Genomic DNA, 13,351 nt, shown 5'->3' with positions numbered 1-13,351 from the left:
CTCCCTCATCGGCGACTCCCCCATCCACGGCCCCGAAGGCGTCCGCTTCTACACCCGCACCAAAACCGTCACCAGCCGCTGGCCCGAAGTCCAACGCTCGGTCGACGCCGCCTTCCACTTCCCCACCCACAATTGAGAGGAGCAGTAGCAATGGCTGCCACTGATAGCTCTCCCCAGACCGCGGAGCCAGCCGCGCCGTCCGTAGCCTCCGGGATCGACAACCGGGCCGCGCGTTTCACGCAGCGGTCGCTGGCCCGCCGGATCATCACCAGGCCCGAGATTGGCTCCCTCCTGGGCGCGATCGCAGTCATGGTGCTGTTCCTCGCGGTCGCCGCGCCGATCCGTAACCTGGACGCGGCGGCTACGGTCCTGTACGCCACCTCGACCATCGGCATCATGGCCGCAGCCGTGTCGCTGCTGATGATCGGCGGTGAGTTCGACCTCTCCGCCGGCGTCGCGGTCATTTCCTCGGCGCTCGCCGGGGGCATGTTCACCTGGTGGTTCGGCGTGAATGTCTGGGTGGGCGTGCTGTTCGCCCTCGCATTCGCGCTCGCCATCGGGTTCATCAACGGCTATCTGGTCACCAAGACCAAACTGCCGAGCTTCCTGATCACCTTGGGCGCGTTCCTGATCCTCCAGGGCCTCAACCTGTTCGTCACGCGAGTTGTGACCGGCGCGGTGTCGAGCCCGTCGATCTCGAACATGGATGGGTTCGACTCGGCCAAGGCCGTGTTCGCCTCCACCATCAACATCGGCGGAGTGGGCATTCGCGTCGCGATCCTGTGGTGGATTGGCTTCACCGTCATCGCCACATGGATTCTGCTGCGCACCAAGATCGGGAACTGGATCTACGCGATCGGCGACGACCAGGACGCGGCCCGCGCGGTCGGCGTCCCCGTCAAGTGGACCAAGATCGGCCTGTTCATGACCGTCGGGTTCATGGCCTGGTTCATGGGCATGCACAACCTGTTCCTGTTCTCCTCGATCCAGTCCGGCGGCGGCGTCGGCCAGGAGCTGATCTATATCGCGGCGGCGGTGGTCGGCGGCTGCGCCCTGATGGGCGGCTACGGCACCGCGATCGGCACCGCGATCGGCGCGCTGATCTTCGGCCTGACCAACCAGGGCATCGTGTTCGCCGGTTGGAACCCGGACCTGTTCAAGTTCTTCATCGGCGCCACGCTGCTCGTCGCGGTGGTGCTCAACATGTGGGTGCGCGTGCGCGCCCAGCGGAGGTGACCGTCATGACCGTCGACAAGGAACAGCCGCCGATCCTGGAACTGACCGACATCGGCAAGACCTTCGGCAATATTCGCGCCCTGAGCGGCGTGTCCCTGTCGGTGCGGCAGGGTGAGGTGACATGCATCCTCGGGGACAACGGCGCCGGGAAGTCCACACTCATCAAAATCATCTCCGGTCTGCACAGCTACGACGACGGCTCCTACCGCGTCGCCGGCGAGCAGGTCAAGTTCGCTTCGCCCCGCGAGGCCCTGGACCTAGGGATCGCCACGGTCTACCAGGATTTGGCGCTGGCCCCGCAGCAGTCGGTGTGGCGGAACTTCTACCTCGGTTCCGAACTGACCAAGGGCGTCTGGCCGCTGCGAATGCTCGACGTCGAGACCATGCGCGACACCGCCGACGAGGAGCTGCAGAAGATGGGCATCCACGTGCCCGACATCGACCAGCCCGTCGGCACGCTCTCAGGCGGCCAGCGCCAGGTCGTGGCGATCGCAAGAGCGATCCACTTCGGCGCGAAGGTGCTCATCCTTGACGAGCCGACGGCCGCGTTGGGTGTCAAGCAGTCCGGGGTGGTGCTCAAGTACATCTCGGCGGCTCGGAAGGCCGGTCTCGGCGTCATCTTCATTACCCACAACCCGCACCACGCCTTCCTGGTCGGCGACCACTTCGTGGTGCTGCGGCAGGGCGAACTGGAGCTGTCGAGCCCGCGCAAGGAGCTGACGCTGGACGATCTCACCCACCACATGTCAGGTGGGGCCGATTTGGATGCGCTCAAGCACGAGCTGCAACGCATCGAGCCGCCCGACGTGGGCGCCGTGCACGAGTTGGCCGAAGCAGAGCAGGAGTCCTAGATGAAGATCGCCGTTGACCCCACCATGATTCGGCACCTGTCGCTCACCGACATGGTGCGGACTGTGGCCGATTTGGGGTATGAGTACATCGAGATGAGTCCGAGGGACGACTTCATGCCGTTCTTCGTGCATCCCAGGGCCGATGCCGACCGCATCAAGGAGCTGAAGGTCGCGCTGTCCGAGACCGGCGTGCAGGTCGCTTCGGTGCTGCCGCTGTACAAGTGGTCGGGCCCGGACGAGGACGAGCGCCAGGCCGCGGTCCGGTATTGGAAGCGGGCCATCGAGATCACCGCCGAGCTCGGTGTGAACCAGATGAACTCGGAGTTCAACGGCCGCCCCGAGAAATCGGCCGAGTCGGAGGCGCAGTTCTGGCGTTCCATGGAGGAACTGCTCCCGATCTTCGAGCGCGAGGGCATCGGCCTCAACCTGGAGCCGCACCCGGACGACTTCTGCGAGGAGCACGAGGCCGGCCTGAACCTGGTGCGCGCAATCAACAAGCCGTGGGTCAAGTACGTGTACTGCGCCCCGCACACCTTCCACGTCTCGAACGGCAAGGGCAACGTGAGGGAGATGCTGCGGAGCGCGGGGGACAAGCTCGCGCACCTCCACATCGCGGACTCGTACAATTTCACGGCCTCCTCTGGTCTGCGGTACATCCTCAACCCGCCTGGTACGACTGCCCGCATTCACCAGCACCTGGACATCGGTCAGGGTGAGGTGAACTGGGACGAGTTCTTCGCGACGCTCCGGGAGACCAAGTTCGACGGCATTGCGACCGTGGCGGTTTTCGCCTGGGAGGAGCGCGCCCTCGAATCCTTCAAGTTCAACCTCGACCGCGTCCAAAAGGAACTGCCCTGAACCAAACGGCAACGCGGCAAGCCCAGGTGTGGCTGGGCCCGTATGTACCGCCCCAGCCACGACTGCGCCACCTAACGGGTGAGAGGTGCCGAGACGGCCGGTGAGCGCGACCACCGCTACCCCTGGAACCTTCACGGGTTGAAAGGAGACGTCCTCCTTGTCTCTGCCGAGATTTTCGATCGGCACTGGAGGCAATGACACCGCAGCGGTGTCTTGAGGCGGGCCATTCGTCGCTTTCGTGCCGTCCGCACCACCGAGGCCATTGCGAGTTCGACGACGCCCGCGGTAGACGCGAGTGGCCCGCTGCGCAGCACGAGTCGCGTGCCCGCTTCCAGCGCCCGCCAGGCATGCCCAACCACTGTCCACAGTGTTCCATGTCGTCCGTGGATCAGCATCAGCCGGAACGAGGCGATTACTGCGCTTCGCCAATGCTGGTTGTTCCGCGCGACTTGCTGTCGCAGTTCATACCGCTGTATCCGGTGCTTGATCGGCTCTGCGGGCCCACCGGAGGCGCCCTCTTGCAGCCCCCGTCCGCTGGACTCGTCGCCCGCCTGGATGAACAAATCGCGGGCTTTGCTCGAATGCCACCGCGCGTCCGGGCTACCGGCCTTGTTGAGCACTTCGCCCAGGCGGCTGTGATTGTGGCCGGACTGCCGACGGTCGTCGACCGCGCGCTGCTCCAAAAGCTCTTCAGCGCGGACCAGATTCTCCACAGCGCGCTCGTATCGGCCATAGAGCGCGTGGATCTTCCCGAGGTAGTGGTACGCCTTGACACCCGGTCGTTCATGGCGGCTGCGCGAGAGGCGGTCCATGGCGGACAGCGCTTCGCTGAAGCAGCGCTGCGCGCCGCGTAGTCGTCCCTGCGCGAAGAGCAGGCCACCCCGGCACACCGCCAATTCGGGCAGAAGACGGGCGCCGGAGTCATCCGCCCCGACCAGTCGACCGCATTCGGTCAGTATCCGTTTCGCTCTGCGATTACAGCCGGTGTCCACTTGGAACTGGGCCAGGATTATGCCGACTTCAACGCGCTCCGGACTCGTCGGGCACAACGTGTAGGCCTCCTTTAGTACCTCTCCGCGTTCTGTCACGCGGCCGTCGACTCGGGAATAGACCTGCGCGGTCATGATTCTTGACCTGATCGGGTCTGGGTCATTGTCCGGATCGTCCAGCTCCTCGATCAGTGTGATCACGTCGTCTGATGGTCTGCCCGCCAGCGGTTCCGCGTCACCTGCGGGGTCTCCCACGACATAGAGGTACTTCAGTGCGTTCACCAGCCGCGACCTCAGCGCCTGGTCCAACTCCATACCGAAGTCGCGTGCGATGACGAACAGCTCCGCCAACTTGCCTGCGGTACATGACCCGGAGTGCTGCTCGGCGGCGAGCAGCGCTCGTTCAAGTCGCCGTACGGATTGCTTCCTGGAATGGTCGACGTATCCGTCGGTCCCGCCATCAACCTGCTCGGGCCAATTGTCCTGGTCATCGCCGTTCATATTTCTGCACCACACGGCGGCGGAAATCGTCGTACAGGAGGCTGTGGATCGAATACCGCTCGTTGGTACTCCCACCTTCGACCACCCCCAAGTCTCGTCCGACGTCGAGCGCGTGGCGGACCTGATCGCGGTCCAGCTCGCTCATGGCTTGGAGCTCGCCTGCGGTGTACTCGCCGCCTCGGACTCCTTCGAAGGCGAAGGCATCCATGATGCTGTGGGCTGCCTCAGGTCCGGCTCGGCTCTCGAGAGCTTTGAGCGCCAGGCCGAAGAGATGGTCTTTGACGGTCTTCCTGCCGCCCAGATCCCAGTTGAGGAGCTCCTCGACGCATTCGGCGAGCGAACGGTTCCCGGTGATGAACCGACGTACGACGAGCTTGATGAGCAGTGGATTCCCTTCAACCGTGCTTAGGACCGGTTCGAGCTGCGCGGCGTCCTTGGTGGTGGCCAACCGCTCGTCTCCCGCCCCGAGGTGACGGATCAGGTCGATCGCCGCTTTATTCTCTAGGCCGTGGAGCCTGAACGGGTGGATCAAGTTCGTCGGGACCACGGCGCGGCTGGTGACCAGTAGCTTGTGTGGATTCTTCGCGAACCCGAGGTTGTGCAGCCTCTCCGTGAAACGCCTCATGTCAGTGTCAATCTCGAGGTTGTCCAGCACCGTCAGCAGCCCGCCACCGAATCGCGGGTCGTTGATCGCGTCTCGCAGTTCGCTGCCCCAGGTTGCCGTGCTGGGCCCGAGATCGACGCCGAGCTGGTCCGCAAGGTCTCGTTGCGTCTGTGCCCACGACCGTCGGGTCAGGTTGTTTCCCTGGGAGGGCTCGTCCCGTACCTTCGTCCACAGAATGCTGTCAAAGGCCCCGTCGTGTGCGACCTTGTCGACCGCCTCGTAAGCCGTCGTTGTCTTGCCGATGCCGCCCCCACCCTGCAACGTGATGATCTTCGAGCTCGTGATCAGTGCATTCGACAGATCCTTGGTCATCTGCTGCCGGCCGAAGTAGCCGTCTGGGTCGTGGTCGACATGGGCCCGCTCGCGCCATGTCGGAGCGATAGGCGCTGGCTGACGGTGTTCGTTCGGTGCGGGTCGGTCGGTGGTGTCGGCCATGGCGATCCGGCGGACCTGGTCGAGGGTCGAAGTGACCTGCGGCCGATTCGGTGAGTCCCCCCAATAGCGGATGAACTCGAGGGTCGCCCACACGGCGGCTCCGGCCGCCAGCAGGGCGAGGACCACGAGGCGAGGTGCGTTCGTTGCTAGGTTGGTGAGCAGAGCGACGATGACCGCCATGATCGCTGACAGACCGGCCAGCAGAGCGTAGACAAACCGGCGCTTTCTCACCGCGACCCTCCTCCACTTGGAGTTTTGCTGATCGCACGATTCAGCGGCTTCCCATCGGACGCATCGTCCGCGTCGCAGCGTGTGCGTGATTGACCGCTGACGTCCTCCAAGACTATCCAAGAGCGTCAATCCGAACGGAACTCAACGACCAGGACGGGACCGCCCGCCGGGTCAAGAGTCCCTGAGGCTCCGGCAACCCGACTGACTCGGCCCAAGTCGCAGTTGACATCTGCTCAGACGCCTTGATCGAACGGCATTGTCTGAACTGGACACCGTGTACCTATGCCGCTTAGGCTTGCCAATGTATTGATATTCATCAATTAAGGAGCAATCATGCGACGCAAACTGGCGGCCGCGGCCGCAGCGCTCGCGATCGCGACGCTCGGCGTCGGTTCGGCGGTGGCACATGCCGATCCGGAGGAGCCCGGATCTGCGCAGCAGGTCGGGTTCGACTACAGCAGCGGGCAGGTCCTGGCACAGGGCCTGTCCATTCCCTGGGGGCTCGCGTTCCTCCCCGACGGGAGGGCCCTCGTCTCCGAACGCGACAGCGGCGAGATCCTCCTCTACAGCGGCTTCGACAATCCCGAGGTCATCGGACGTATCGAAGTCCCCCCGCCGGATGGGCCGTGGGACGAGCGCGGGCTGCTGGGCCTGGCCGTATCGCCGAACTACGAGGAGGACGGCTATGTCTACGCCTACCACTCCACCAACGAGGACAATCGGGTCGTGCGCTTCGCCATCGACGACTTCGCGCCCGAGCCGATCCTGACCGGTATCCCCTCGGCGCGCAACCACGACGGCGGCCGGCTCGCCTTCGGACCGGACGGGAAGCTGTACATCTCGACCGGCGACGCGGAGAACACCGCCAACGCGCAAGATCTCGAGAGCCTGGGCGGCAAGATCCTGCGGGCCAACCCGGACGGGTCGGTCCCCGACGACAACCCGTTCGAGGGCTCGCTGGTCTACAGCTACGGCCACCGCAACGTCCAAGGACTGGCCTGGGGCTCGGACGGCGAGATGTACGCCAGCGAGTTCGGCCAGAACACGTGGGACGAACTCAACCACATCGAGGCGGGCGCGAACTACGGCTGGCCCGAGGTCGAGGGGACCGGCGGCGATCCGGCGTTCACCGAACCGCTGATCACCTGGACGCCCGCCGAGGCCTCCCCTTCGGGGGTCGAGATCGTCGACGACGTCGCGTACATCGGCGCACTGCGCGGCCAGCGCCTGTGGACGGTGCCGGTGTCCGGCGGCGAGGCAGGCGAACCCGCGGCGGTGCTCGAGTACGAGATCGGCCGGATCCGGACGGTCGAGGTCGCCCCCGACGGCTGGCTGTGGCTCGCAACCTCGAACGGCTCGGGCGAAGACATCCTCGTCCGCTACCCGCCGCTCGACGGCGGTGGCGGCGGCGACCCGGTCCGTTACCAGGCCGAGGACGCGCCCGCGACCTGTGATGGCACGATCGACTCCAACCACGCCGGGTACACGAGTACGGGGTTCTGCAACTCCACGAACGCCGTCGGCGCGGCCGCGCAGTTCACCGTGAACGCCGCGAGTGCGGGTGCGGCGACGGTGGAGATCCGCTTCGCCAACGGCTCGACCGCCCGAGGGGCCGATGTGGTGGTCAACGGCTCCACGGTCGCGTCCACCTCGTTCGAGAACACCGGTGCGTGGTCTGCCTGGAGCACCAAGACGGTGACGGTGCCGCTGAACGCCGGGGACAACACCATCCGCCTGGTCGCGACCGGCTCGGGGGGTCTACCGAACATCGACTCCCTCGACGCCTAGCCATTGCCGTTCGGTGGGAGTGTCAGTGAGCTTGGGGTCGTGCGGCGATCCAGAGATATGGATGCGTGGTCGGCCCCGCTGTCAAAGCTTGTCGATGAGCCTCACCGACAGCCCTCTGCCTTCCCGCTGAATCCGCACTGGACGCAGATCCGGGATTCTGGTCAGGCCTTCGGCCGCCGGTCCGGCATAGTCGCCTACGACGATCGGGGCCGCGCCGCTGGCGCGGGCTGCCATCAGCCCCGCCTCAGCGTCCTCGAAGACCACCGCCGACGCAGGATCGACACCGAGAATCTGTGCGGCCGAACGGTATCCCTGTGGATCCGGCTTGCCGACAGTGACGTCGTCAGCCGATACGAGGATGCGCGGCATCGGCAGCCCTGCCGCGCCCATGCGTCGCTTCGTGAGTTCCCGATCCGCCGAGGTGACCACGGCCCACCGTTCAGGATCGAGGGTTTCGAGCAGTGCGCGGGCGCCCGGTACCTCGACGATTCCGTCGACGTCGTCAAGCTCTTCGGCCTGCAAGACCGCGGTTTCGGCCGCGACGTGCATGCCCTGGGTGGCGAACCTGGCTACGGTGGCCGCCGTGGGCCGACCGTGCGAGACGGCGAGGATGGATTCGGCGTCGAGCCCGTGCCGCTCCGCGAATCGCCTCCAGGTTCGCTCGACCACCTTCGTCGAATCGACCAGGGTGCCGTCCATGTCGAACAGGACGACCTCAGCTGACAGTGTCTCGTCGCTCATCGGCGCTTCCAATCGGTTGTCGCAGGCGTTCGGCTTGGTTACGTGCCCAGGCGATGTCGGCGCTCAGTCGAGCGTCGTCGCCGTCTCGATAGTCGTTCTCCAACAGCAGGAACCGCACGTCGAGCCGTTCGCGCGCCAGGGCGTCCATCGTGGATTCGAGGTGGCCGTCACCGCTGCCGAGCGGGGCGGTGTTGACCCCCGCCGGGCCGTCCTTGAGATGCACCTGGTCGGCCAGGTACGGGGCCAGATCGGCGATGATTCCGGCCGGGTCCACCCCTGCGGAGGCGAGGTTGTAGTTGTCCAGGACCAGGCGGAAGTTCGGCGCCGCGACGCGCTCGACGAGCTCGAGCGCCCGGCCCGGTCCCAGCGTGTTCTCGTTGGCCAGCAGCAGCCTTCGCGCCGATGCCTCCGCGGCGGCCCAGGACAGCACTTGCGCCGTCCGGTGCAGCGCCTCCGAGTCCTCGATGGCGCTGCGGCGGAAGCTCGGAAGGAAGACCAAAGGGCACCCGAGGGCCGCGGCGGCATCGAGCATGCGCACGACGAGCCGCTCGACCTCGGCAGCGGCCGCGCTGCGAACCGGTGCGGCCAAACCGATGTCGTTCAGGGCGTTCCCGGCGACCGCGAGGAGCGCGATACCGGTCTCGACCGATCGCCGCCGCAGCAGCTCCAAGTGCCGCGGTTGATCGAGCCAGGGGGCGCGGCCGGGCCCACCGAAGTCCAGTTGGACGCCTGCGACCCCGGTTCGGCTCGCCAGGTCCAGGAAGGCCGTGCCGACCGCGGGGGAGCGCCACGACACCAGTCCGATCGAGGGGGCGGTGCCCGGTTCGGCTTCCGTCAGGTCGCCCATCAGGCCAGGGCTCTCGACTGCGATTCCGGGCGGTGTTCGCGGGTCGAACGCCAGTCGCCCCGCGCGTCGACCATGAGGGCGTCGCCGTGCCGGCCGGCGCCGCGGGTGGCGAGGAGTTCGCTCGCCGCCGCGCCGAAATGCTCGGGCCGCATGTAATCGCCGTAATCGAAGTCGGCCGCTCGGCGGCGGCGAATGCCGGGCGTGTCCACCATGCCGGCGGGGAGCACCTGCACGATGCGGACCGCCTCCTCGTTCTCCTCCTGCGCCACCGATTCGAGCAGTGCGGCGGCGGCGGCCTTCGTCGCCGCGTACCCGGACCGCCCGGGGCCGCCGTTGTAGACCACCTCCGACGACACGCCCACGAACAAGCCGGGGGACGCCTGGCGAAGCGCGGGCAGCACCGCGGTGAGGGTGAGCCAGAGCCCGTTCAGGTTCACCTCCAGCTGGCGGCGCCATTCGGCCTCGTCCACCTCTCCTATCAGCGCGCGCCGGTCACCGTAGAAGACGGCCGAGTAGCAGACGGTGTCAAGGCCGTCGGCCGCCGATTCGCGCAGTCGCGCACGGGATTCGGCGGTGTCGGTCAGGTCCAGTGGTTCCCAGGAGAGCAGGTCGGCGCCCGCGCCGGCGGGTGCGGTGCGGCTCATGACGGTCGTCGTGGCCCCCGACCGGGCCCAGGCGTCGGCGATGCCGCGGCCGATGCCGGTCGACCCGCCCACGACCAGTGCCCGGGTCGGCTTGCTGCTGTGCTGTGTCATCGGTCCTCCCATGACGGTTCGGCTTCAGGTTGGATGCGGACGGCGAGTTTGACCAGCCGGGCGCCGTCGACGGTTCTGCCCCGGCCGTGCTGAACTCGGTCCATGATCCGGGCCGCTGCTTCGAGGCCGGTGGTATGCGTGACGAGGTCCCGGTATCGTTCCGGGGCTTCGGAAAGCTCTGCCGCCGCCGCGGTCAGATGGCGGTTGGCGACGCCGCGGTGCCCGGTCAGCCGGACGTTGAAGCCCTCCGACGTTCCGCACTCGGAGGCGCGGCCGGGATCGGGGCTGCCCGCATGATTGGCGGCGCGGATCGAGACCAGGTCGGCCCCGGGCAGGAGCGGGGTGCGGGCCCCGGGCGGCAGGCCGCCGATCAGGTCGATCATCGCCACCTCTGGAAGGTGTTTCAGGACCGACTCGAGGCATTCGATGGTCGCGTCGCGGGGAGTGGCGATCACGACCGCGCTCCGCCGACCGCCGACCGCCGCCGCCACGGCGGCGCCGCCGCCCTCGCGGGGACCGAGCACGGTAGCGGGACCGTAAGGCCGCGAACGGCTCCACTCGGCTCCGGCATCGGAGCGGTGCACCAGTACCGTCTCGACCTCGGGTCCGAGCCAGCGCGCCGCGGCGCGGACGGCGAGATGGCCCACGGTTCCCCCGCCGTACACCACCAATGTCTCCGGGGCGGCCGTTCGCAACAGGGCCAGCGAATACCGGATCACCGCCAGGGGTTCGAGCAGGGCGAACAGTTCGAGTTCCGGCAGCGGCTCGACCGGGAGGACCAGGCCTGCCCGCACCGCGGTGGCGGGGATGAGGACTCGTTCCTGGAGCATGCCGTCAACGTTGTGCCCCAAAAGGAACGAAGGGTCGTGTGGATGGGTCGGGTTCACTGCGACCAGGGTGCCGACGCCGAGATCCGCTGGGACCTCCGCGCCGGCGGCGATCACCCGCGCCACCCCCTCGTGCCCGATGACCGGGGCGGGGTCGTCGCGAAGCCCTTGCAGCATCTGGATATCGGTGCCGCACAGTCCGGCCAGGAGCGGCGCCACCACCAGCTCTCCCGGGCCGGGCCGGGGGGTCGGCACCTGCTCGACCGCCACCCCATCGGCCCGGCGGACCACGGCGGTGTGGGTGCGCGAGGGCGTCCCGGCCGCAGTCACGTCGATCGCTCCTCGGCCGAGACGCGCGCGGCGCCGGACAGGGCCGCCAGTCCTGCGCCGATGAGGCCGTTCGCCTCGTCCGCTCGGCAGAGGACCACGCGCTCCTCGATCCACTCGGGCGCGCGCTTCCCGGTCAGATACGGCCCGGCATTCAGTATCCGGTCGACCAGCGACCGGCGGTAATGATCGCCCAGTCCGGTGGCCACGCCACCGGTGAGCGCGACGCGGTCGATGGTCGGGTCGAGGCACAGTGCCGCGGTGAGCACCTCGGCGAGCGGCCGGGCGGCCGCCGCCAGCAGGGCCCCGGCCACCGCGTCTCCCGAGTCCAGGGCCCGGCGCAGCGCCGATTCGAAGCCGTCGCCGCGGTCGAGACCGGCGGACAGTGCCGAGCGTTTCCATCCTTCCGGGTTTCGCTCCCGCGTCACCTCGGCCATCCGCTGCAGTCCGGGGCCGGAGGAGAACGAGGCGACGTGGTCCGGTGCGCCGCAGTCGCAAGGCAGGTCCACCGCCTTCCCTTCGATCGCGGCCCGGGACGGCAGGTGCCCGATCTCGCCCTGCAGGCCGCAGCCGTCGACCGGGATCTCGCCGGTGGAGCGGTCGATGGTGCGACAGGCGATGCCGGTGCTGACGGTGGTCAGCAGCACCTTGCGGCGGTCGCGGCAGGCATCGGTGGAGGCATAGTGGAGCAGCGCCGCGGTGACGTCGTTGACGATGTGCCACTGGACATCCGGACGCCCCTGGCTGAGCGCGCCGCGGAGGTCGAAGGCATCGTCGTGCGGCCCCCACATTGGAGCCGAGGCGTAGACGGTGCCGGTGCGGTGGTCGAGCGCGGCCCCGAACGAGATGCCCGCGACCGCATCGGGCTCGATCGGGACGGCCTCGCACAGGTCCCTCACCAGCCGCACCCGCAGCTCCCCGACGGTGCTGCCGGGATGGAGGCGGAGAGTCGGCGAGGGCCGTTTCGAGTACTCGTGGAGGCGGTCGGGGTCGCGGGGACGCCATCGGCCCCGTCGTACATACGTGCCGCCGATGTCGAAGACGGTGACCGGACGGTCGGGCGGCGCCTCGATCGTCGGCATGTCAGGCGGTCTCCTCGCGGTGCTCTGCCGCCCATTGCGACACGAAATCCAGGCCGCGCTCGATCTCGTCGTCGGTCAGGTCGTTGACGAACCGCACCGAGCCGATGCCGGTGGTCAGCGGGATTCGCTGCATCCCGTCGCGGTGTTTGACCGCGTCGCGCAGCGCCTCGCTGACCAGTTCGGCGGTGAAGACCGCGTCGGTGACCGGCAGTCCCGCTGCGCACATCAATCGCAAGGCCCGATCGGTGTCCTCTTTGGAAAGCATGCCCCGGTTGTGCGCGAGCGCCACGCAGATCGCCATGTCGACGCCGACCGCCTCGCCGTGCAGCAGTGGGGGATCGGCTCGCAGTTCGAGCGACGGGCTGAAGGTGTGGCCGTAGTCGACCGACCGTTCGAGCACCGACTCCCACAGGTTGGGCTCGAGCTCGCTGAGCATGCCGGCGATCGCGCGGGCGATGATCTCGATGGACAGCGGATTGCGGTCGGCCATCATGCCGGCGTCGACCACCGGCATCGCGATCTCGAGGAGCTCGAACAGGTCGGCGTCCTTGACCAGTGCCATCTTGATGATCTCGGCCATGCCGTTGTTGATGTGGCGGGGCTCGACCGTCCGCAGGAACTCGGTGTCGATCAGGGTGGTGGTGGGGGCGCAGTAGGAGCCGAGCCGGTTCTTGTGGTGGCCGTGGTTGACGCCGGTCTTGACGCCGACGCCGGCGTCGACCTGCCCGATGAGGGTGGTGGGGATGCGGACGTAGGGAATGCCGCGCCGGTACAGGCTCGCGGCGAGCCCGACCACGTCCATGACCACGCCGCCGCCGATCGCGATGACCTTCTCGGTCCGCCTCAGGATGCCCATGGCGGACATGGCCTCGGTGATCGCCACCGCCTGTTCGAGGGTCTTGGCCGTCTCGTCGCCGGGGGCCGGCTGCCAGGCCGCCTCGATGTTCCAGGCGCCGAAGTAGTCCCTGAACCGGTCGCCGTACAGCTCGTCCACCACGTCGTCAACGACGACCAGGCAGCGGACCTTCCGTACGCCGTCGGCGCCGCAGGCTCTGGCGAGCGAGGAGTTGGACGGGTCCAGCAGACCCTGGACCATGCTGACCTGGTAGTCGACCGGCTGTTGGGCCTGGACGCTCCAGCTGTAGTCGGGAGGGTTCGGCATCGTGACGGTGGGAGGGAAGGGACGCATCGTGGTGGTGGCTGAGGTGGCCATACTGAT

At 67.5% G+C, this 13,351-nt stretch carries 12 protein-coding genes; 4 read left to right on the top strand and 8 right to left on the bottom strand.

The window, feature by feature from the left end:
- Positions 1 to 150 precede the first annotated feature (150 nt).
- Genes FAB82_RS07525 through FAB82_RS07515 form a run of 3 tightly spaced genes read left to right on the top strand, consistent with a single transcriptional unit; the run spans position 151 to position 2,945 of the window.
- A complete protein-coding gene (locus FAB82_RS07525; RefSeq protein WP_136533930.1) occupies positions 151 to 1,236 on the top strand; it encodes an ABC transporter permease in 1,086 nt (361 codons plus the stop codon).
- Positions 1,237 to 1,241: 5 nt separating this feature from the next.
- Complete coding sequence (locus tag FAB82_RS07520) at positions 1,242 to 2,087, top strand: ATP-binding cassette domain-containing protein (RefSeq protein ID WP_136533929.1); 846 nt, start codon at positions 1,242 to 1,244, stop codon at positions 2,085 to 2,087.
- Positions 2,088 to 2,945 (top strand): sugar phosphate isomerase/epimerase family protein, encoded by an 858-nt coding sequence (locus FAB82_RS07515; RefSeq protein WP_136533928.1) that lies wholly within the window; start codon positions 2,088 to 2,090, stop codon positions 2,943 to 2,945.
- Between the two features lie 131 nt (positions 2,946 to 3,076).
- On the opposite strand, the gene FAB82_RS07510 is transcribed toward FAB82_RS07515, so the two are convergent.
- Both FAB82_RS07510 and FAB82_RS07505 read right to left on the bottom strand, forming a co-directional pair.
- A complete protein-coding gene (locus FAB82_RS07510; protein ID WP_136533927.1) occupies positions 3,077 to 4,435 on the bottom strand; it encodes a tetratricopeptide repeat protein in 1,359 nt (452 codons plus the stop codon).
- Positions 4,422 to 5,765 (bottom strand): NB-ARC domain-containing protein, encoded by a 1,344-nt coding sequence (locus FAB82_RS07505; protein WP_136533926.1) that lies wholly within the window; start codon positions 5,763 to 5,765, stop codon positions 4,422 to 4,424. Before FAB82_RS07505 ends, FAB82_RS07510 begins: the two co-directional genes overlap by 14 nt.
- A gap of 333 nt (positions 5,766 to 6,098) precedes the next feature.
- Between FAB82_RS07505 and FAB82_RS07500 the strand changes: the two genes are divergently transcribed.
- Entirely contained in the window at positions 6,099 to 7,553 is a 1,455-nt protein-coding gene (locus tag FAB82_RS07500) for a PQQ-dependent sugar dehydrogenase (RefSeq protein WP_136533925.1), read from the top strand.
- Between the two features lie 81 nt (positions 7,554 to 7,634).
- Here the strand turns inward: FAB82_RS07500 and FAB82_RS07495 are convergent, their stop codons facing one another.
- The 6 genes from FAB82_RS07495 to FAB82_RS07470 are packed head-to-tail and all read right to left on the bottom strand — an operon-like array spanning position 7,635 to position 13,345.
- A complete protein-coding gene (locus FAB82_RS07495) occupies positions 7,635 to 8,294 on the bottom strand; it encodes an HAD-IA family hydrolase (protein ID WP_136533924.1) in 660 nt (219 codons plus the stop codon).
- On the bottom strand, positions 8,269 to 9,141 hold the full coding sequence (locus FAB82_RS07490) for a sugar phosphate isomerase/epimerase family protein (protein ID WP_136533923.1): 873 nt from the start codon (positions 9,139 to 9,141) through the stop codon (positions 8,269 to 8,271). Before FAB82_RS07490 ends, FAB82_RS07495 begins: the two co-directional genes overlap by 26 nt.
- Positions 9,141 to 9,896: an SDR family NAD(P)-dependent oxidoreductase gene (locus FAB82_RS07485; RefSeq protein ID WP_136533922.1), complete on the bottom strand. Its 756-nt coding sequence runs from the start codon at positions 9,894 to 9,896 to the stop codon at positions 9,141 to 9,143. The genes FAB82_RS07490 and FAB82_RS07485 overlap by 1 nt, the downstream gene beginning before the upstream one ends.
- Positions 9,893 to 11,053: an alcohol dehydrogenase catalytic domain-containing protein gene (locus FAB82_RS07480; protein ID WP_168801471.1), complete on the bottom strand. Its 1,161-nt coding sequence runs from the start codon at positions 11,051 to 11,053 to the stop codon at positions 9,893 to 9,895. Before FAB82_RS07480 ends, FAB82_RS07485 begins: the two co-directional genes overlap by 4 nt.
- Entirely contained in the window at positions 11,050 to 12,132 is a 1,083-nt protein-coding gene (locus FAB82_RS07475; protein ID WP_136533920.1) for an ROK family protein, read from the bottom strand. The genes FAB82_RS07480 and FAB82_RS07475 overlap by 4 nt, the downstream gene beginning before the upstream one ends.
- Before the next feature lies 1 nt (position 12,133).
- Positions 12,134 to 13,345: a sedoheptulose 7-phosphate cyclase gene (locus FAB82_RS07470; RefSeq protein WP_211116437.1), complete on the bottom strand. Its 1,212-nt coding sequence runs from the start codon at positions 13,343 to 13,345 to the stop codon at positions 12,134 to 12,136.
- Positions 13,346 to 13,351 lie beyond the last annotated feature (6 nt).

Origin of the sequence: Glycomyces buryatensis, from assembly GCF_004912275.1 — a bacterium.
GTDB classification, from domain to species: domain Bacteria; phylum Actinomycetota; class Actinomycetes; order Mycobacteriales; family Micromonosporaceae; genus Glycomyces; species Glycomyces buryatensis.
This window is presented reverse-complemented; position numbering and strand designations above follow the sequence as displayed.

What these genes read in the sequence shown, in the direction of transcription:
- FAB82_RS07500 (WP_136533925.1), top strand. Translation starts at nt 6,099, where the DNA reads ATGCGACGCAAACTGGCGGCCGCGGCCGCAGCGCTCGCGATCGCGACG.
- FAB82_RS07485 (WP_136533922.1), bottom strand. Translation starts at nt 9,896, where the DNA reads ATGACACAGCACAGCAGCAAGCCGACCCGGGCACTGGTCGTGGGCGGG.
- FAB82_RS07525 (WP_136533930.1), top strand. Translation starts at nt 151, where the DNA reads ATGGCTGCCACTGATAGCTCTCCCCAGACCGCGGAGCCAGCCGCGCCG.
- FAB82_RS07495 (WP_136533924.1), bottom strand. Translation starts at nt 8,294, where the DNA reads ATGAGCGACGAGACACTGTCAGCTGAGGTCGTCCTGTTCGACATGGAC.
- FAB82_RS07475 (WP_136533920.1), bottom strand. Translation starts at nt 12,132, where the DNA reads ATGCCGACGATCGAGGCGCCGCCCGACCGTCCGGTCACCGTCTTCGAC.
- FAB82_RS07510 (WP_136533927.1), bottom strand. Translation starts at nt 4,435, where the DNA reads ATGAACGGCGATGACCAGGACAATTGGCCCGAGCAGGTTGATGGCGGG.
- FAB82_RS07515 (WP_136533928.1), top strand. Translation starts at nt 2,088, where the DNA reads ATGAAGATCGCCGTTGACCCCACCATGATTCGGCACCTGTCGCTCACC.
- FAB82_RS07470 (WP_211116437.1), bottom strand. Translation starts at nt 13,345, where the DNA reads ATGGCCACCTCAGCCACCACCACGATGCGTCCCTTCCCTCCCACCGTC.
- FAB82_RS07490 (WP_136533923.1), bottom strand. Translation starts at nt 9,141, where the DNA reads ATGGGCGACCTGACGGAAGCCGAACCGGGCACCGCCCCCTCGATCGGA.
- FAB82_RS07520 (WP_136533929.1), top strand. Translation starts at nt 1,242, where the DNA reads ATGACCGTCGACAAGGAACAGCCGCCGATCCTGGAACTGACCGACATC.